Below are 17,554 nucleotides of genomic sequence, written 5' to 3' on the forward strand. Positions count from 1 at the left end.
AATCTGTCTTGTTTGATAGAGTCTTACCTTTCCCAATTTTTAAGGCGGTCAATGTATAGATAGCTTTCCACAAATTCTCTGTGTTCAACACTGGTCATTTTTTCCAACAAATTCAATGCGGAAATATAGCTTGTGAGGTTACCATTGGATGAACTAAACTTCCCATCCTCAACAAAGGTTACCAGACTATCGTTTTGAACTTTTAGATTGGGATAATCTTTCTGCAATTGTTTTCCACCCCCTATATACGTGACGATTTTATGTCCATCTGCAATACCAGATGCCCCAATGAGCTGAGCACCAGCACAATTACTAACAATGTATTTGGTCTCTTCATTTTTCTTTCTGACAAAGTCGACCATTTTTTTATTATGAATTTGTGCGTACATATCGTAACCACTGGGAACAAACAAAGCCGTTAGTTTTGGGCAATTCTCGAAGGTGAAATCGGGAACAAAATGCATTCCCTCTTCTGTAGTGATGGGGTTTAAGGTCTCTGCTATGGTGATGACATTAAAAAGCTGTTCCATGTTTTGGTTTGGCTTCCCAAAAACATCTGACGTTGCCACAACCTCGCCTTGTAAAACACCGCTGAACATTAAAAGTCCTATTGTCGGCAATTCCGGATTAAACGGTTTTAAATGTTTTGTCATCGTATCAGACGCTTTACCAATCTCGTTGACATTCTCCGCCTTAGGTTCGTTTTTTGATTTCTCTGAGTTACAACTTGCGATAAGTGTTGTAAAAAGTATTGCTGCGATTATTTTGACACCATTCATGCTTTTCTCCTATTTATTATTTTACTCCGTTGAGGTGTAATTTCACACCTTTTATTTACCAAAAACAAAGGTAGAAAGCGTCCTTATCAAAAAAATTAAGCTGGTTTAAGAAAACTGTTTTTTCTTGATTTCGCTTAAATATTCGGGAGTTAAACCAAGAAAACTTGCCAAAAGATATTGTGGCACACGCTGCACAAATTCAGGAAAACTATTTTGAAACATGCAAAACATTTCCTCTTTGGAAAGACTGTTCATGAATTTTATACGCATTAGGGCTGCCCCATATGCGGTTTCGTAAATAGTTCGAAAGTATTTTTCCATTTTGGGGTGTTTATCCAAGAGTTCCTGATGTTTGGAAAAGGAAATGGACAAAACCTTAGATTTCTCAACCGTTTCAATATAAAAATTTGATGGTATTTGTTTTTGGAATGCTAAAAAATCAGTCAACCACCAATTCTCCATTGCAAATTGTGTGGTCTTGTGGTTCCCCAAACTATCTGTAAAATACAATTGCAGGCATCCTTTTTCTACAAAAAATAGTTTGTCGCATAGTTTGTCTGCAGGAAGTAAGGTTTCTTTTTTTCTATAGGTGTGAGAATCGAAAAAAACTAGGATTTCAGATGCCTCTTCTTCGGAAAGGGTAATGTTTGTTTTTATATGAGCTATTAAAGTACTTTTTCGCATTTAGTTTGCTAGCCTGCAATTATGACCATTTATGGGATAAAAAGAAATTGTAAATAAGTGAAGTTCGGAAGATTTGGTTTAAAAACCTAAGCTAAAATGGTCGTGCATTTTTGGGATTGCACTTATCGGTCTGGTGTACGAACAGGGGCATGTCTTTTAGTACTGCCCTTTGGCGGCCATTGTTTGTACACGTTGTTGTAGGATGTAAACGGTTTATATTAACTTTTTTTCCAACTAATGAATACTAGAAAGTTACTAATTCCAATATACAGCTGTTGTAAGATCCCAATAACAAGCAATAGTTTGAGCCATGGAATGTAACCTAGTGCAGCTACAAAATGTAATATTATCAGAGCTGGACCAATTATTGTATCCAAAATATCTTTGAATCCTCTATATTCTGGTTTAATTTTATGTTTGACAGCAGTGTAAATAATTGAACCAAAGTTTGCAATATGCATTAATCCAATACCTAAGTTTGCTAGCCTCCAGATTTGAAAATTGTCCTCAGTAGCTATACTAATTATCTGTGGTAATAAAGAACCCACTAGAGCTGTCAAAGTAGTAGTAACTAAAGCTTGAAAACGTATTTTTTCATAATTATCCCAATCATCTGCACTATGTTTTAAGGCAACAACAACTCCTGTAAAACCTAGAGTTCCTAAAGATATTTGCGCAAGAGTATTTAGTAAATCAGAATATTCCATTACATAATTTAGTTTATGACCTACAACTAAAAGGATATGAATCGTTTTAATGATTTATATCTAACGATAAGTGAAGTTCGGGAAATTTAGTTTAAGATTCAAGCGCAAATTGATGGGAATCGGCCACGGATTTAAGGAAGCTGTTTCTTAGTTTAAGAATTTTAAAGGTTGATGTTTGTTATATTCGGTACATTTCCGTCATCTTACTTTCCCTCAGTCGTTCGTTTTTTTGCCTTACAAGTCATGGTCAGATTAAACTCGGTTATTGGCATATCGGAAAAGTTAGCAATGTTCCTTTTTTCAAACGCTGTATAGTCTTCATTAAATTGGTAGGTTTCCACCATTTTCTCAATCATTCCATCTTGAACCCCCAGTTCTCCTTCGTAATAGAACGTTCTTTTTAGAGGATCAAAAATAAATGTTCCAGTTCCTGTTGCAGGCCAATTGCTAAAAACACCGGTTTTTTCGAATGCGTTGGAGAATTTACTCCATTGAATAACCTCCAGCGTTTCTCTATATCTTCCTTTAAGTCTGCCTTTGTCGGTATGAAGGCTAAATTTGCAAAAAATAAATTTCTTGGTGCCCCGATAGTCTAAGTCATAATAACAAACCATTGTTCCTTTTTCCGAAAACTCTGATTCGGATCCCGGATTATGAGTATTATACCAATCAAATTCAACTTCCCATGTTCCAATAAGAAAGTCTAAATCTTGGACAACAGGATTCTTTTTAATGTTATCCTGAGATTGGATATTATTTACCATTAATACGGCGAACAGGATTAAAATAAGTTTTTTCATGTCTTTTCTATAAAAGTTAGTTATTGCTTTTTACTCACTGGAGGACCGAGCATTTTCTATACGCAACTTCCATTTACCCAGTCCAACTAGAATAAATTGTGGTTTAGAGCATCTCCATTGCCGATGCATAGGGTAATTTGATGAATACTTAAATCACCTATTGAATCTTTTATAAAAAACTATGATTGATTTATAAATTAGAAAGCTTTCGCAAGAAGGTTACGAAAGCTTAATGTTGGTGAATCCTTTTTCAAAAGTCTACTTTGTTCTTCTACTATTCTTGTAAGGCTTTTTTAAACCTGTAGTATTGTGGATTGATCGTGATGGTACTATCTGATACAATTCGAGCGCAGCCAAGTAAATTTATACCTCGACCGCGCTCGATGTGACATCTTATTCTAAATTATCCTTCTTTGTGGATTTCGACCTGGTGTGGGTATGGAATTTCAATTCCGGCGTTATCCAATGCCAGCTTACAATTTTCATAGGTTGCAAAATAGACATCCCAATAATCTTCAGGTTTGCAGAATGGACGCACTGCAAAGTTTACCGAGCTATCCGCCAACTCCATCACATTTACTGAAGGTGCTGGATCCGCCAGCACTTGTGGATTGGAGGTAAGTACATTCATTAACACATCTTTGGTCTTCTTAATATCCTCACCATAACCTACGCCAATAACGGTATCCACACGAATCTTACCCTCTGCAGTATAGTTTACAATATTTCCATTGGCCATGGCTCCATTGGGGATAATTGCCAGTTTGTTTTCTGGAGTGGTCAGCTTGGTGGTGAAAATCTCAATTTCTTTAACAACACCCAAAACACCTTGGGCTTCTATAAGGTCCCCGATGCGATAGGGCTTAAAAATCATCAATAACACACCTCCAGCAAAATTTGAAAGGGATCCTTGTAAGGCCAATCCAATAGCTAAACCAGCTGCAGCAATTACGGCGGCAAAAGTGGTAACGTCAACTCCGAGTCTTGATATTACGATGATGATCAAGAATACTTTAAGAGCCCAGGTGATCAAGTTAAGTAAAAACCTCTGTAGCGATTCGTCATACTTGCTTTTGGACATCACATTTCTTGTGGCCTTTGCGATTTTTTTAATAACCCATGAACCGATAATGTAAATGAGTATTGCGGTGAGTAATTTTGGACCAAATTCTTTGGCTAGATCTAGTCCGTAATTCATCCATTCTTGTGCTTTCTCCATAGTTGTATGCTTGTTTTGTTAGTGTTCTTTCTGTGAGTGAGACACTAAGATAAAAAGAAGGTCACATAAAATCCATGGGCGGAAAGTTTTATACACAAAAAAAGGGTAACTAAAAGTTACCCCGATTCCGTTTTTTGATTTTAATGTTGGTTATCCTTTCAAAAACTCTCCGATTTCTCCAAGTCCCTCACCCTTGTAGTCCGATTTTTGAATGGCCTGCATAAGTTGAACGATATGTGCTGGGTTCATATCCTTACCCAAAACCCGAACCAAGGCAAAGCCTTTATCCTTGCTGTCGCCATAGATAATGACCTCATCAATGGCATTCTCATCACCCAGGTACTTAATGACGCCCTTTCCGTAGGAAGAGTTGATTTTCATCAGTTCCACAAACTCGTCATCCTTTAGAATCTCCTTTACCTTTTCCTTTTCAATTTTGTATTCTGCAGCATTGTCGGCATTCTTTTTGAACGCCAAAAGATTGAACTTTCGCAAGGACTCTATAGCCTCTTGCTGTGTGTCTGTCAAATCCGCCCCATCCATTTTTAAGATGCTAGCAGGAACATCTACAACAATAAAATTGGGATTTTCCGAATTGTCCACATAATACTCTTGTAGACTTTGCTGTGATGAGCAGGAGGCCAAAAGTATGGCCCCTGCTATCGTTAACGTTTTAAATATATTTTTCATCTGTGATTTTTTGATTGCTGTTATTCTTTATCCAAGTGATCTAAACCTTTGTGAAGCTTCATCTTTTTGGTCAACGAACCTACTTTGGTCAAGTCAATGTCCCCTGTCATGGTCAACAGAACGGTTTCAAACTTGTGATGTTTGCTCCCATGTTCTTTATCATCAATTCCGGTTACGAACATTAATAACTCTTCTACCCTATCCCCATTTTTCCCATTCTTGATATAAAACTTAAGGTTGGTATCTCCGTCCTTCACTTTCATCAACTCTTCCAATCTTGATGATCTTACATACTGCTTCATGGTTGCGGCCATGTCAGCCGATGCTCCATCATCTTCAGACATAAAAACTTTGATGTTATTGATTCCTCTTGCAATTTCGGCAAACTCCCGACTATCCTCGTCATCATCATACTCCATCATTTTAGCAACCAGATTCAACATTCCCTTATTTATGGTAACCGTCCCAATTCTATCGGAGTCCTCAAACTTATCGAATATTGACTGGGAACTTCCTATGAAGGGAAGCATTCCCATCAATACCATTATAACTACTTTTTTCATTTTGATGTTTTTTGATTGATTGATTTAGTTATCAGTTGACAGAACATTTAAGCTCTGCCAACTAACAACCCTTTTTTATTGTTTTTTACCTGCCTTGTTCAACTCTTGAGGCAAGTTCATCTTATTGGTCAACGAATTGATCTTGTTCAAATCAATGTCACCAGTAAGTGAAAGCAATACCGTCTCGAATTTTCTACCATCAGCTTCTACTTCTTTCAATCCTGTAACGAACATCAACAACTCGCTAACATGGTCATCGTCCTTACCTTGCTTGATGTAAAACTTCACATTTGCGTCTTTATCCTTTACACGCATTAGCTCTTCCATTGTAGAAGATTTTAGATATCTGTTCACGGATGATTTCATATCATCGCCAATCGCTTTGTTGTCGGTGGTAAATACCTTCAAACTTTTAAGACTGCTGGCAATATCCATAAAGTCCTGTGCCTCTTGGTCATCAACCTCAACATCTATCTTCGCCAACAGGTTGAACATGCTTTTGTTCACCACAACTGAGGTCACGTCATCCAAATCTTCGAACTTATCGAATAGCGATTGTGAAAACCCTGAAAGAGGCAGTACGGCTATTAAAATGATTAAAATATTCCTTTTCATTATTTACGATTTAATTATTGTTATAAATTTTCTGTTTTGCAACTTCGAACTCCTGCAAATAGGCTACTTTTCCTGTGCCCTTCCCAAAATTCTCGGCTAAAAGTTCAAAAGCCTTTTTGGTTTCTTGATAGGCATACTCTGCCTGTCTTTTTTCTTGGTATTCATTACCAAAATAGATGCCAAAGGATAAAACTGCTACGGCCGCAACGGAAATCCACTTGTAATAGTTTTTTCTAGGTTTTAATGGTACCTGCTTGGTATACCGTTCTTCCTTGGCGTTGGAAAAGAAGTTGAACATGGGCTTATATTGCTCTAGATGTGTTGCCACACTTTCTTGGGAAAAATAAGCTTGCAATGTTTTTTCTTCGGCCACCGTAGTGGTTGCCTCAAAATACTTTTCCAATAATTTTTCTATGTTATCCAATTCCATAGCTATGTTTTTTTACTAATTCTTGTCGTACTGTTTTTCTTGCTCTTGACAGTGCTACTCTAACTGCCGTTGGTTTCATATCTAAAAGATCACATATTTCTTCGAACTCATATTGTTCTACATCTCTTAATTGTAAAACCATTTTTTGTTGTTCTGGAAGCTCCTCCATAATCCGTTCCATCCACCGAACACTATCTTCTGCTTCGAGCTGTCCTTGTAATGAAGTGCTTTCATCGCTATAATTGCTGTGCACCAATTTTAGGTTACCCGCCTGCTTGGATTTTAATCGGTCCAAACAGAAATTCTTGGTCATCGTCATCGCAAAGGCCTCAACATTTTTATATTCCTCCATGCTTTCGTTCTTTGACCAGAGTTTTAGCAAAATTTCTTGCGTGGCATCTTCTGCTTCTTCCCTCGAGACCAATAACCGCTTAGCAAGTCGGTATAGCTTGTCCTTAAAGGGCATAACCACATTTAAAAATTCAGCCTGTTTCATTTGGTTGTCTTAGTTGTTATAAGCCTAAATTTCTCCGCTTATATTATCACGACGACACATATCGAATTTTGTTACAAAAAGTTTGTATTCTCCTGATATGTATCTATTTTGTGAGTTCAATTTGTAAGAATTTAGAAAATTATACCACATAAATACTATGTTTTCCTGTTTATATGGAATGATAATTGATGGTTCTTATTAAAATTTAGCTATGAAAAAATTACTTTTCCCCCTTGCTGCCTTGTTATTTATTGCTTGTTCCAGTGATGATGACAATGGCATCCAAAATCCTAATCCAGACCCGCCTACTACCACACTAGAGGAGCTCCAAGCACAAAACTTTATGTGGGGCGCCATGAATCTATGGTATTTTTGGCAGGCTGAGGTTCCGGATTTGGCCGACGACCGATTTGCCAATGATGAAGAATACACCGCTTTTTTGGCCGCAACGGAAAACCCTTCGGACTTCTTTTTTGATGTGCTTTTGTTCAATGAAGATCGTTTTAGTTTTCTAAACGATGACTATACCGAACTGGTCAGCAATTTATCCGGAGTTTCAAAAAGCAACGGCCTCGAATTTGGGCTTGTACAATTTTCTGGAAGCAATGATTTGTTTGGATATGTTCAATATATAGTTCCTAATTCCGATGCATCTACCAAATCTATACAACGTGGAGATATTTTCACCCGGGTAGATGGACAACAATTGACTATTAGCAATTATAGAGATTTATTGTTTGGCAGTAATGATACATATACATTGGGACTGGCTGACATAGCTGGTGGCACCATTACGGATAATAGTACGGAAGTTAGTTTGACAAAGATTGAAAATCAGGTAGAAGATCCAATTCTTGTAGCCGAAACTTTGGAAGTCAACGGGACCAAGATAGCTTACTTGATGTACAACCGCTTTTTAAGAAATTTTGATGAGCAGCTTAACGCCGCTTTCGGTCAATTTGTAGCTGATGGAGCCACAGAATTAGTACTCGACATGAGATACAATCCTGGAGGTTCTGTAAATACTTCTCGCCTTTTGGCAAGTATGGTTCATAGCACTGACACGGATAAGCTTTACATCCGTCAACGTTGGAACAGTAAAATACAGGCTCAGTTGAGCACGGCGCAATTGGAAGACTATTTTGCAAATACCACCGGTACAAGTGCGGTTAATTCTTTGAACTTGAACAAGGTCTACATTCTGGCCACGAATGGTTCGGCTTCTGCCAGCGAATTGGTCATGAATGGTTTAGCTCCTTATGTCGATGTAGTGCACATTGGAGAGACCACACGTGGAAAAAATGAGTTCTCCATCACCTTGGTTGATGATCGAGACAATGGATTTATTTATGATAGTGATCGCGAGGATCAAATCAATCCCAATAACAGTTGGGGAATTCAACCTTTGGTAGGAAGAAATGAAAATGCAGATGGATTTTTTGATTATACAGATGGTTTAGCACCGGATATTGTCCTAGAGGAAGATTTGGAAAATTTAGGTATACTTGGTGATGTGAATGAGCCTTTGCTCGCAAGAGCTATTCAAGAAATTACGGGTGTTACCACCAAACAAAGCTTTGCTGTGCAAATGCCCGCTAAAATGTTCACAAGTTCTAGAATTGAGACTTCTACAAAGGATATGATGTATTTGGATAAACCCTTGCGTTTGAACCAATAAAAACAATCCTAAAACAACTATAAAAGCGGCCCAAAAGGTCGCTTTCTTTTTTTGTATTTCTTATGGTTTATCCTTTTACCACTTTGGCCATGTCGACATGTCTATATTTTTTAGATAGCTTTTCCGGAACCTGGAAAACTTCCGGGTGAAAAAGACCTGCTAGCACCTCAATTCCGTTGACTAACGTATTGGCCGAGGATTGTGTAAACATATCAAAGTCAGCTATAAAAACAGCATTATCTTGAACGGCTTTAAGACTGTTCCAACCGACCTTTTCTGTAAGTATATCTAATTCCTCCAAGGTTCGCTCTACGGTAAACCCACAGGGAGCAATCACCAAAACTTCTGGATTGTATTTCACAATTTTTTCCCATTGGGTCACAATACTATCCCCTGAAGGATTGGAAAGCATATCTACACCACCTGCATATGCAATCTGATGGGGAATCCAGTGTCCACAATTAAAAATAGGATCCAGCCATTCCATTAGCATAATACGTTTAGGTAATGCTTTGGCCACTCTTAACTTATCCACAACCGCATCAATCCGTTTATGCAATCTAGTCAAATAAGCATAGGCAACCTCTTCCCTACCCAAAGCTTTGGCAATGGTTACTGCAGATTGAAAAACATCTTCCAAAGATTCAGGACTAATGGAAATCAATTCTGGTTGTTTTTCCAAATTGGCTACTGCAGCGGCAGTGCATGCGGTGTCTATTTGGCAGATATCACACATATCCTGCGTAAAGATGATATCGGGAGCTATTTCTTCCAAAAGCTGTTCATCCACATAGTACAAATCCTTCCCCTGATGTTTACTCGCTGAAAAAAGGGCATCTATCTCAATACTAGATAAGTTTTTACCCTCCAGTACGCAGCGTACTACTGGCTTTTTCTCCCTTAAAGCTTGTTCTGGACATTCAAAAGTGATGCCATGCAAATGCTCTTCGAATCCCATATCGTAGAGCATTTGGGTCACAGCCGGTAAAAATGAACACACCCTTAGCATGGCATCAAGTTATTGAATTATAAGGTCAAACTAAACCCTGCGTTTACATTTCTTCCTTGGGTTGTGAAGCCAATTACTTCAACATATTCTTCATTCAACAGGTTATTGGCATTTAAGAAAACCTTCAACTTGTTAGGTTTCAATTCGTGTTCCACATAGAAATTCACCAATGAAAAGGTATCCAAAGCTACATCGGTAAAGGTGCTAAAATCAGTATCAAATCGTTCACCCGTATAGGCGTAGCTTATTGAAACACCAGTAGTTTCACAGACTTGATAGTTCAATGCTAAATTCATCTTATGTTTTGGGATTCGGATGGCGTTATCGCCTTTACGTTCAGTGAACGTATAATTAGCGTCAACCGTAAAATCTTGTGAAGGTTTCCATGATGCCTCAACTTCCACTCCATTGGCATCTATTTCGTTGGCTACATTTATACTGGTGAAGTTTTGATCAAAACCGATGGTGTTTTTCTCATTTCGGTCAAAGTACAGCGCACTTAAACGGACCTTATCATTCACGAAGTATTCAACACCACCTTCGATAGTTCTGTTTTCCTCAGGTTCCAAATCAGGATTAGCCCCAAAATCACCAAACAATTGAATCAAATTTGGAGTGATATAAGATGTGGCATAAGACCCCAACAACTTTATATACCCATTGTCAGTTGTCAAAGCATAAGACGGGTTAACATTATACACCAAATGATTCCCATATTCTGAATGGGTATTGAATCGAACCCCGGTATTCAAATTGAATCCGAAATCGGATACATACACCACATTGGCGTAAGGATCTAGAATGGTAAAATCAGCTTCACTGCTAAAAACAGCCTCGTCTTTAATATAGTTTACCCCTAAAATGGTGTGCCATTTACCATCAAATACATATTTATTGTAAAAATCAAGAACTAGATTCTTTCCATCGGAAATACTCTCACCAAACGTGCTCTCAGAATCGGTTTCGTAATCGGTATAGGCCGAATTTATATGAATAGAACCCTTGTTATATTTGAAGGATGACGAAATTCCTACTCTATCCTGGCGTACTTTAGCGCGATTGGGAGCTTCTGCCAACGAAGCATCAAATTCAGTGTCATATTTGGTTTGATTCCCAAAAATCGATACTTCAAAATTGTCCGAGAACTGATATCCAAGCTTTAGATTTGTGCTAAAATGTGAAAATGTATCTTCCTCATTTTCTGGTGTAACCGCTGCCGAAAGTCCACTTGAATATCTATTGGAAAAAGCTGCGTTGTACGAGAATTTGTTAAGCGTACCATTTACCGAAACTGCATTGCCGAAACTCGCCAAGTTATAATTTTGGTCATCCGCAGTTTGATTAGTCCCGATTGTTGATTGCACATTCGCCGCGATCTTCTCCCTTGAACTCTTCTTTGTTGTAATGTTGATTACAGCCGTAGCTGCATTGGTTCCGTAAAGTGTACTGGCCGCCCCTTTAATAATTTCAATGGATTCGACATCAGCTGCGGAGAGTAATCTTAAATCATATTCTTGAGAAAATGAAGATGGGTCCGAAACTCGAACCCCGTCAATGATGACCAACGCTTGTCGGCCTCTTCCTCCTCGAACAAAAACACCGAATACTGAGCCATCGCGCCCACGACTACCGGTAATTTCAATACCACTTTTCGTATTGATGATTTCAGTGATAGTCTTTCCTTGATTCCTTTCCAGTTCGTCAGTAGAAATCTTTATAACCGTTTTACCTGAATTTTCCCGTTTCAACTGAAACCGGGAGTCACTCACAACCACTTCTTGCAGTTGCTGCACTTTGACAGAGTCTTGTTGCGATTCCTGCGCAAATAGGCCCTGACCCGCTGCAAGAGCGGCACATAACAATAGATAATTTTTTTTCATTTCGTTTAAGTGAATAAACGGGAGAATAGTATGCTGTCCCATACGTAAACCTTTATCCCGAAAGTTTAACAATGTTTGTTTGAATTTGGCAGGTCTCCTGACTTGCGTCTTGCACACTACCTTCCCGTCCAAAGGACAGTGGTTTTGAAGTTGCGGCAAGCACCTCCTCGTTATCGATATTCCAAAAACATCAACGCCAATTTGGCTCAGCTTACAGTTGCGGGAACAGTTCCGGATTCGCACCGGATTCCCTTTTAATCATGCGAAAAAAGCTTCGCACAAACCAAAATTCGGAACGAAAGTAATCATTCTGTTTAATCTTTTTTTGAAAAAGTTAAATAATCTTACATTTGATGCATGTCAAAAAAAATCCTATCCACCCTTATTTTTGGGGCTTTGTTCCTCGCTTTGCTTTCGTCTTGTGCAGAAAAAAAGAAATCACTCCCGGTTGAACAATCTTCGACACAATCCCACCTAAGCCATGCGACTGGCTTTACTATTGAGCAGAATGGAGCTATTACAGTTATCCAAGTTACCTCTCCGTGGCCAGGAGCGAAAACCGACTTTACTTATGCTCTGATTCCAAGAAATAAGTTAGCCTCCATTACTATTCCCAGAGATGCTTATGATGCTATTATAGCGACTCCGGTGCAAAATATGGTAATCACTTCGACTACACATATTCCTGCATTGGAATCATTGGGTGTTCTACATGTTGTTTCTGGCTTTCCCAATACGGATTTAATTTCATCTCCAGCCACCAGAAAACGTATTCAAGATGGACAAATCAAAGAGTTGGGCACCAATGAGAGCATAAATACTGAAGTAGTTTTGGAATTGAATCCAGAAGTCATCATGGGTTTTGGCATCAACGATACCAATAAGGCCTATGAAACTATAGAACGTTCTGGGATTCCTATTGTTTATAATGGGGATTGGACAGAACAGACTCCTTTGGGTAAAGCAGAATGGATTAAATTTTTTGCCCCTTTCTTTCATAAAGAAGCGGAAGCCGACAGTATTTTCAGGAATATTGAAACTTCCTATAAAGAAGCCAAGCTTTTAACCAAAAAAGTAACCCAAAAACCGACGGTACTTACCGGTGGGTTATATAAAGATGTTTGGTATGTGACCGGTGGAAACAGTTGGATGGCTCAATTTCTAAAAGATGCCAATGCCAATTACTTATGGGCTGATACAGACAATACAGGAAGTATAGGATTGAGTCTGGAAGCCGTTTTAGAAAAAGGTAAGCAAGCCGATTTTTGGTTCAATCCGTCATTGCATTCCAGCTATGAGGAACTGCAACAGGCCAACGCTCATTACGAACAGTTTGAAGCTTTTGCAGCCAAAAAGGTATTCTCCAATGCGGTTAAAAAAGGGGCTACTGGCGGACTGTTGTTTTATGAATTGGCACCACAGCGTCCAGATCTTGTTTTAAAAGACTTGATTTCGATTCTGCATCCAGAGCTTTTGACCGACTACCAACCCCATTTTTACATGCCGCTGCACTAAATGCATTCACTGAAGTCATATCGTATTTCCTTTGTGCTAATTTCATTAGCCTTATGTTTCGCATGGTTACTGAATATTAGTTCTGGATCTGTTCAAATCCCATTTGATGCCTTGCTCTCTGTTCTACTTGGGTCTACCACGGAAATAGATTCTTGGAACTACATTATCTGGAATTATCGAATTCCAAAAGCTTTTACGGCTGTTTTGGTCGGAGGCGGACTGTCCATCAGCGGTTTGCTAATGCAAACCTTATTTCGAAACCCTTTGGCAGGACCTTTTGTATTGGGAATCAGTTCAGGAGCTAGTTTAGGTGCCGCTTTGGTTTTAATGGGAGCTACACTAATTGCAGGAGTTTCATCCTTTACCTTTATCAACGATATCTCCATGGCTGTTGCAGCAAGTTTAGGTAGCTTTTTAGTGCTGATGGTGGTTATGCTTGTTGCAAATAGAGTTAAAGATACCATGGCGTTACTTATTATCGGTTTGATGTTCGGTAGCATCACCGCAGCTCTGGTGAGTGTATTGGCGTATTTTTCCAGTGCGGAGGATTTGCAACGCTATATTTTTTGGTCATTTGGAAGCGTTGGAAATCTCTCAGGTCAGCAAGTGACGCTGTTAGGGGGAGTTGTTTTACTTGGATTGTTTTTGAGTGTCCTATCCATTAAAAAATTGAACGCCTTTTTATTAGGAGAAAACTACGCCCAAAGCTTGGGGGTATCTTTAAAAAAATCAAGATTGATTATTATTATCGCAACAGGAATACTCGCTGGAGGGATAACTGCATTTGCAGGACCCATTGCTTTTATCGGCTTAGCGGTACCGCATCTTACCCGACAGATTTTTGACACTATGGAACATCGCATATTGATTCCTGCTGTATTCCTCTATGGCTCCATCTTAATGTTGTTGTGTGATACTATAGCCCAATTGCCTAATTCAGCCAATGTGTTGCCAATAAATGCTATTACCTCTTTAGTAGGAGCACCCGTGGTCATTTGGTTGTTGGTCAGAAAACGTAAAATGCTGTTTTAATGTCCGAACTGAAGAAACATAACATCACTGTTAAAAACCTAACCGTAGGTTATAAAAATAAAACTGTTGCGGACAACATCAACTTCGCTATAGAACCCGGTCAACTATGTGGCATTGTAGGTGTAAATGGAATTGGAAAATCAACACTGCTCCGTACACTTGGTAAACTTCAACCTAAATTGTCGGGTGAAATTGCAATTGAAGGAAAGGCGTTGGAACTAAATTCTTCTTTTGAATTGGCCAAAATCCTGAGTTTTGTGCTCACTGAACAGCCAGCTTCCAAAAATTTGACCGTGCAGGAATTGATTGCACTAGGTAGACAGCCATATACGAACTGGATTGGTACTTTAACCAAAGAAGACAAACAACAGGTCGAAGAAAGTTTGTCATCATTTCTATTGAAAGATTTACGAAACAACAAATGCCACGAGTTGAGCGACGGACAATTACAACGGGTATTGATTGCGCGTGCCATGGCCCAGGACACTCCTTTGATTCTTTTGGACGAACCTACAACCCATTTAGACCTTTATCATAAGGTGCAGATTTTGAAATTGCTGCAACAGTTGGCGCATACCAAAAGGAAAACTATCCTTTTCACTACGCATGAAATTGATTTGGCCATTCAACTCTGTGATAAAATTTTAATGCTTGATGGCAAGGCAAATCCTATTGGAACACCCAAAGAGTTGATTGAGCAAAATCATTTTGACCAACTATTCCCTTCTGAAATGGTTCAATTTGATGCCAAAACAGGTTCTTTTAAAGTGAATAAGTAACTTAAAATGTCATTTCTGCGAAAGCAGGAATCCACTATCTTTATCCGAATATTTGAATTTTATGAGTAGCGAATTGACAATTTTGCTTGTTGGGGTTATTACCACATTAATCGGCTTGTTTTTGGGCATGTATATCCAAAAATTAAAGACGAAATCCAACGAGAGTGTTTGGGAAGAAAGAGAACAACAACTAAATAGCACTGTCAAATCTCTCAATGATAAATTGCTTTCAAATGATGAAGAGAAAAAACAATTGCATGTCGAAAAGGAACAGCAAAGCAATCAATTAGTGCGCTATCAAGCCGATTTGGAAAACCTGCAACGCATCAATACCGAACAGAAAGAAGAAGTTGAAAAGCTTCAAGAAAAATTCACGAAAGAATTTGAAAATCTGGCCAATAAAATCCTTGATGAGAAGAGCACCAAGTTCACAGAACAGAATCAGAAGAACATCAAACAAATTTTAACTCCGCTACAGGAGAAGATTCAACTGTTTGAGAAAAAAGTAGAGGCTACGCAAAAAGAAAACATCAGTATACATTCCGCCTTAAAAGAGCAATTACTCAACCTGCAAAACCAAAACTTAAAGATTACCCAAGAGGCCGAAAATCTTACAAAAGCTTTGAAAGGCGATAGTAAAATGCAAGGGAATTGGGGAGAATTGGTCTTAGAACGTGTCCTTGAAAAGTCGGGGTTGGAAAAAGATCGTGAGTATAGTGTACAGCAAAGTTTTACCCTGGAAGATGGGGCTAGGGTGATGCCCGATGTCATCATTCACCTTCCAGACGGTAAAAAGATGGTGGTGGATTCAAAGGTTTCACTAACCGACTATGAGCGATATACGAATGCGGATGAAGAACAAAGGGAAAAGCATCTGAAAGACCATATCAATTCGCTTAAAAAACATGTGGAGCAGCTTTCGGCCAAAAAGTATGAGGATTTGTACGAAATGGAAAGCCCTGACTTTGTACTGTTGTTCGTTCCTATAGAACCAGCATTTGCAGTAGCTATAAATAATGACAATTCACTTTACAATAAGGCCTTTGAGCAAAATATCGTAATTGTTACCCCTTCCACCCTATTGGCAACGCTCCGCACCATTGATACCATGTGGAGCAATGAGAAGCAGCAAAAAAACGCCATCGAAATTGCCCGTCAAGCTGGGGCTTTATACGACAAGTTTGAAGGGTTTGTCACTGATTTGACCAAAGTGGGCAAAAAAATGGACGAAGCAAAAACTGAATATCGTGGTGCTATGAACAAATTGGTAGAAGGTCGTGGCAACATTGTTACAAGTATAGAAAAGCTCAAAAAAATGGGGGCCAAAGCCAAAAAATCAATTCCAGAACCAGTTTTAAAACGAGCACAGGAAGACGATTTTGAAGAACCTAAACTTGAGCTCTAGATGAAAAAGTTCAAAACCTCACGGGAATCCCGCGTTTCGATAACTGAATTGATGCTTCCCTCTCATTCTAATTTCGGAGGTAAGGTACATGGCGGACATATATTGAGTTTGATGGACCAGATTGCATTCGCTTGTGCTTCAAAACACTCGCAAGCATATTGCGTGACCGCTTCGGTGAATCGGGTAGATTTTCTTAATCCTATAGAAGTTGGTGAACTGGTTACGCTAAAAGCATCCATCAATTATACCGGACGTACCTCGATGGTAGTTGGAGTTCGGGTTGAATCTCAAAATGTCACTTCTGGACAAAAAAAACACTGTAATTCTTCTTATTTCACTATGGTTGCCAAAGGCGAAAATGGTAAAAACCTTCCAGTACCTGGTTTGATTTTAAATGACAAGCAGGCGGTCAGGCGTTTTGCACGTAGCGTGGAACGCAAGGCGTCAGCAAGCTCACGTGATACTAAATTTGAAGCTGCGAAATTTAAAGTGGAGGATTATTTGGAAGCTATACAGAATGAAAATGCAAAGCTAGATTTAGGTTAATCTAGGGTTTTCGAGGCTTCTTTATCCATAAACCAAATTAAGTTTCCCGAACTTGGATTTACTAAAGATGCGGGGTAAGCCTTATAACCTTCTGTCTTTTCCTGAATTGTCTTTACTTTTTCTGCTTTACTTTCTCCAGTCACTAATAAAGCTACTTCTTTGGCTGTATTAATGACCTTTCCATTAATCGAAACCCTTTTTTGACCTGATTCAGGATGTGTTGCCACCACGCAATGGTCTTGAGTATCCCAAAGTTCAATTTCATGAGGAAAAATAGAAGCCGTATGTCCATCATCACCCATACCCAAAATGACCAAATCGAATTGCGGAATCCCCTCTACTCTATCCAAATTAATTTCGAGCAGGTTAGCATATCGCATAGCTTCCCTATCAGGTTCCGCTTCACCCAAAACCCGATGAATATTCTCTTCGGGAACGGTTATTTTTGAGAATAGATGCGCTGCGGTCATTTTGTAGTTGCTCTGGTCATCCGTTGGAGGCACACAACGTTCGTCCCCCCAATAAAAATGAATCTTGCCCCAATCAATTTTATTTCCGAAATCTGCAGCCAATACATCAAACACAATTTTAGGGGTGCTTCCACCTGACAAGGCCACATGAAACTCAGATTTGTCTTTGGCGATTTCAGCAAAATAGGCAGAAAACTGCTCGGCTACTTCCTTTTTGTCTTTATATATTCTTAATTCCATATTCTATCTCAAATCTC

General features: G+C 38.9%; 19 protein-coding genes and 1 riboswitch. Of the genes, 6 read left to right on the forward strand and 13 right to left on the reverse strand.

All coding sequences use genetic code 11. The features are described from left to right. Window positions 1-23: 23 nt before the first annotated feature. The 10 genes from ACOKFG_RS13470 to ACOKFG_RS13515 all read right to left on the reverse strand — a co-directional run bounded on the left by ACOKFG_RS13470 (window position 24) and on the right by ACOKFG_RS13515 (window position 6,983). The gene (locus ACOKFG_RS13470; RefSeq protein WP_422861450.1) at window positions 24-779 is read right to left on the reverse strand and encodes a DJ-1/PfpI family protein; all 756 of its coding nucleotides are present in this window, start codon (window positions 777-779) and stop codon (window positions 24-26) included. Window positions 780-884: 105 nt separating this feature from the next. Next, a complete protein-coding gene (locus tag ACOKFG_RS13475; RefSeq protein ID WP_422861451.1) occupies window positions 885-1,463 on the reverse strand; it encodes a Crp/Fnr family transcriptional regulator in 579 nt (192 codons plus the stop codon). A gap of 218 nt (window positions 1,464-1,681) precedes the next feature. Next, window positions 1,682-2,170: a hypothetical protein gene (locus ACOKFG_RS13480; RefSeq protein WP_422861452.1), complete on the reverse strand. Its 489-nt coding sequence runs from the start codon at window positions 2,168-2,170 to the stop codon at window positions 1,682-1,684. A 203-nt stretch (window positions 2,171-2,373) separates the two neighbouring features. Continuing rightward, complete coding sequence (locus ACOKFG_RS13485; protein ID WP_422861453.1) at window positions 2,374-2,970, reverse strand: hypothetical protein; 597 nt, start codon at window positions 2,968-2,970, stop codon at window positions 2,374-2,376. A 403-nt stretch (window positions 2,971-3,373) separates the two neighbouring features. Continuing rightward, window positions 3,374-4,189, reverse strand: a complete 816-nt coding sequence (locus ACOKFG_RS13490) for a mechanosensitive ion channel domain-containing protein (RefSeq protein WP_298790407.1) — start codon at window positions 4,187-4,189, stop codon at window positions 3,374-3,376. A gap of 150 nt (window positions 4,190-4,339) precedes the next feature. After that, window positions 4,340-4,879 (reverse strand): DUF4252 domain-containing protein, encoded by a 540-nt coding sequence (locus tag ACOKFG_RS13495; protein WP_299173992.1) that lies wholly within the window; start codon window positions 4,877-4,879, stop codon window positions 4,340-4,342. A gap of 20 nt (window positions 4,880-4,899) precedes the next feature. Continuing rightward, a complete protein-coding gene (locus tag ACOKFG_RS13500; protein WP_298790411.1) occupies window positions 4,900-5,442 on the reverse strand; it encodes a DUF4252 domain-containing protein in 543 nt (180 codons plus the stop codon). A gap of 75 nt (window positions 5,443-5,517) precedes the next feature. Beyond that, window positions 5,518-6,057: a DUF4252 domain-containing protein gene (locus ACOKFG_RS13505; protein WP_298790412.1), complete on the reverse strand. Its 540-nt coding sequence runs from the start codon at window positions 6,055-6,057 to the stop codon at window positions 5,518-5,520. Between the two features lie 10 nt (window positions 6,058-6,067). Continuing rightward, complete coding sequence (locus ACOKFG_RS13510) at window positions 6,068-6,487, reverse strand: hypothetical protein (RefSeq protein ID WP_298790414.1); 420 nt, start codon at window positions 6,485-6,487, stop codon at window positions 6,068-6,070. Beyond that, window positions 6,474-6,983: an RNA polymerase sigma factor gene (locus ACOKFG_RS13515; protein WP_298790416.1), complete on the reverse strand. Its 510-nt coding sequence runs from the start codon at window positions 6,981-6,983 to the stop codon at window positions 6,474-6,476. The genes ACOKFG_RS13510 and ACOKFG_RS13515 overlap by 14 nt, the downstream gene beginning before the upstream one ends. A 211-nt stretch (window positions 6,984-7,194) precedes the next feature. Between ACOKFG_RS13515 and ACOKFG_RS13520 the strand changes: the two genes are divergently transcribed. Then, a complete protein-coding gene (locus ACOKFG_RS13520) occupies window positions 7,195-8,661 on the forward strand; it encodes a S41 family peptidase (protein WP_298790418.1) in 1,467 nt (488 codons plus the stop codon). Window positions 8,662-8,728: 67 nt separating this feature from the next. Here the strand turns inward: ACOKFG_RS13520 and ACOKFG_RS13525 are convergent, their stop codons facing one another. Then, window positions 8,729-9,670, reverse strand: a complete 942-nt coding sequence (locus tag ACOKFG_RS13525; RefSeq protein ID WP_298790420.1) for an ABC transporter substrate-binding protein — start codon at window positions 9,668-9,670, stop codon at window positions 8,729-8,731. A 17-nt stretch (window positions 9,671-9,687) separates the two neighbouring features. Beyond that, a complete protein-coding gene (locus tag ACOKFG_RS13530) occupies window positions 9,688-11,550 on the reverse strand; it encodes a TonB-dependent receptor plug domain-containing protein (RefSeq protein WP_298790422.1) in 1,863 nt (620 codons plus the stop codon). A gap of 70 nt (window positions 11,551-11,620) precedes the next feature. Next, a riboswitch (cobalamin riboswitch) is annotated at window positions 11,621-11,853 on the reverse strand. 54 nt (window positions 11,854-11,907) lie between these two features. Between ACOKFG_RS13530 and ACOKFG_RS13535 the strand changes: the two genes are divergently transcribed. The 5 genes from ACOKFG_RS13535 (at window position 11,908) to ACOKFG_RS13555 (ending at window position 16,827) form a co-directional block, all read left to right on the forward strand. Continuing rightward, the gene (locus ACOKFG_RS13535) at window positions 11,908-13,065 is read left to right on the forward strand and encodes an ABC transporter substrate-binding protein (protein WP_422861454.1); all 1,158 of its coding nucleotides are present in this window, start codon (window positions 11,908-11,910) and stop codon (window positions 13,063-13,065) included. After that, window positions 13,066-14,097, forward strand: a complete 1,032-nt coding sequence (locus ACOKFG_RS13540) for a FecCD family ABC transporter permease (RefSeq protein ID WP_422861455.1) — start codon at window positions 13,066-13,068, stop codon at window positions 14,095-14,097. Continuing rightward, window positions 14,097-14,876, forward strand: a complete 780-nt coding sequence (locus tag ACOKFG_RS13545; RefSeq protein WP_422861456.1) for an ABC transporter ATP-binding protein — start codon at window positions 14,097-14,099, stop codon at window positions 14,874-14,876. The genes ACOKFG_RS13540 and ACOKFG_RS13545 overlap by 1 nt, the downstream gene beginning before the upstream one ends. Before the next feature lie 61 nt (window positions 14,877-14,937). Next, a complete protein-coding gene (rmuC, locus tag ACOKFG_RS13550; RefSeq protein WP_422861457.1) occupies window positions 14,938-16,281 on the forward strand; it encodes a DNA recombination protein RmuC in 1,344 nt (447 codons plus the stop codon). Beyond that, window positions 16,282-16,827, forward strand: coding sequence for an acyl-CoA thioesterase (locus tag ACOKFG_RS13555; RefSeq protein WP_298790432.1), 546 nt, complete (start codon window positions 16,282-16,284; stop codon window positions 16,825-16,827). On the opposite strand, the gene pgl is transcribed toward ACOKFG_RS13555, so the two are convergent. Further along, window positions 16,824-17,537, reverse strand: a complete 714-nt coding sequence (pgl, locus tag ACOKFG_RS13560) for a 6-phosphogluconolactonase (RefSeq protein ID WP_299485773.1) — start codon at window positions 17,535-17,537, stop codon at window positions 16,824-16,826. The genes ACOKFG_RS13555 and pgl overlap by 4 nt on opposite strands. Window positions 17,538-17,554: the final 17 nt, after the last annotated feature.

Source organism: Flagellimonas rhodophyticola (assembly GCF_049332665.1).
In the GTDB taxonomy this organism is placed as follows: domain Bacteria; phylum Bacteroidota; class Bacteroidia; order Flavobacteriales; family Flavobacteriaceae; genus Flagellimonas.

Bases quoted from the DNA above. Each gene is read 5' to 3' on its own strand.
- pgl (WP_299485773.1), bottom strand. From the start codon at position 17,537: ATGGAATTAAGAATATATAAAGACAAAAAGGAAGTAGCCGAGCAGTTT.
- ACOKFG_RS13505 (WP_298790412.1), bottom strand. From the start codon at position 6,057: ATGAAAAGGAATATTTTAATCATTTTAATAGCCGTACTGCCTCTTTCA.
- ACOKFG_RS13520 (WP_298790418.1), top strand. From the start codon at position 7,195: ATGAAAAAATTACTTTTCCCCCTTGCTGCCTTGTTATTTATTGCTTGT.
- ACOKFG_RS13510 (WP_298790414.1), bottom strand. From the start codon at position 6,487: ATGGAATTGGATAACATAGAAAAATTATTGGAAAAGTATTTTGAGGCA.
- ACOKFG_RS13470 (WP_422861450.1), bottom strand. From the start codon at position 779: ATGAATGGTGTCAAAATAATCGCAGCAATACTTTTTACAACACTTATC.
- rmuC (WP_422861457.1), top strand. From the start codon at position 14,938: ATGAGTAGCGAATTGACAATTTTGCTTGTTGGGGTTATTACCACATTA.
- ACOKFG_RS13540 (WP_422861455.1), top strand. From the start codon at position 13,066: ATGCATTCACTGAAGTCATATCGTATTTCCTTTGTGCTAATTTCATTA.
- ACOKFG_RS13485 (WP_422861453.1), bottom strand. From the start codon at position 2,970: ATGAAAAAACTTATTTTAATCCTGTTCGCCGTATTAATGGTAAATAAT.
- ACOKFG_RS13535 (WP_422861454.1), top strand. From the start codon at position 11,908: ATGTCAAAAAAAATCCTATCCACCCTTATTTTTGGGGCTTTGTTCCTC.
- ACOKFG_RS13555 (WP_298790432.1), top strand. From the start codon at position 16,282: ATGAAAAAGTTCAAAACCTCACGGGAATCCCGCGTTTCGATAACTGAA.
- ACOKFG_RS13515 (WP_298790416.1), bottom strand. From the start codon at position 6,983: ATGAAACAGGCTGAATTTTTAAATGTGGTTATGCCCTTTAAGGACAAG.
- ACOKFG_RS13495 (WP_299173992.1), bottom strand. From the start codon at position 4,879: ATGAAAAATATATTTAAAACGTTAACGATAGCAGGGGCCATACTTTTG.
- ACOKFG_RS13545 (WP_422861456.1), top strand. From the start codon at position 14,097: ATGTCCGAACTGAAGAAACATAACATCACTGTTAAAAACCTAACCGTA.
- ACOKFG_RS13490 (WP_298790407.1), bottom strand. From the start codon at position 4,189: ATGGAGAAAGCACAAGAATGGATGAATTACGGACTAGATCTAGCCAAA.
- ACOKFG_RS13480 (WP_422861452.1), bottom strand. From the start codon at position 2,170: ATGGAATATTCTGATTTACTAAATACTCTTGCGCAAATATCTTTAGGA.
- ACOKFG_RS13525 (WP_298790420.1), bottom strand. From the start codon at position 9,670: ATGCTAAGGGTGTGTTCATTTTTACCGGCTGTGACCCAAATGCTCTAC.
- ACOKFG_RS13475 (WP_422861451.1), bottom strand. From the start codon at position 1,463: ATGCGAAAAAGTACTTTAATAGCTCATATAAAAACAAACATTACCCTT.
- ACOKFG_RS13530 (WP_298790422.1), bottom strand. From the start codon at position 11,550: ATGAAAAAAAATTATCTATTGTTATGTGCCGCTCTTGCAGCGGGTCAG.
- ACOKFG_RS13500 (WP_298790411.1), bottom strand. From the start codon at position 5,442: ATGAAAAAAGTAGTTATAATGGTATTGATGGGAATGCTTCCCTTCATA.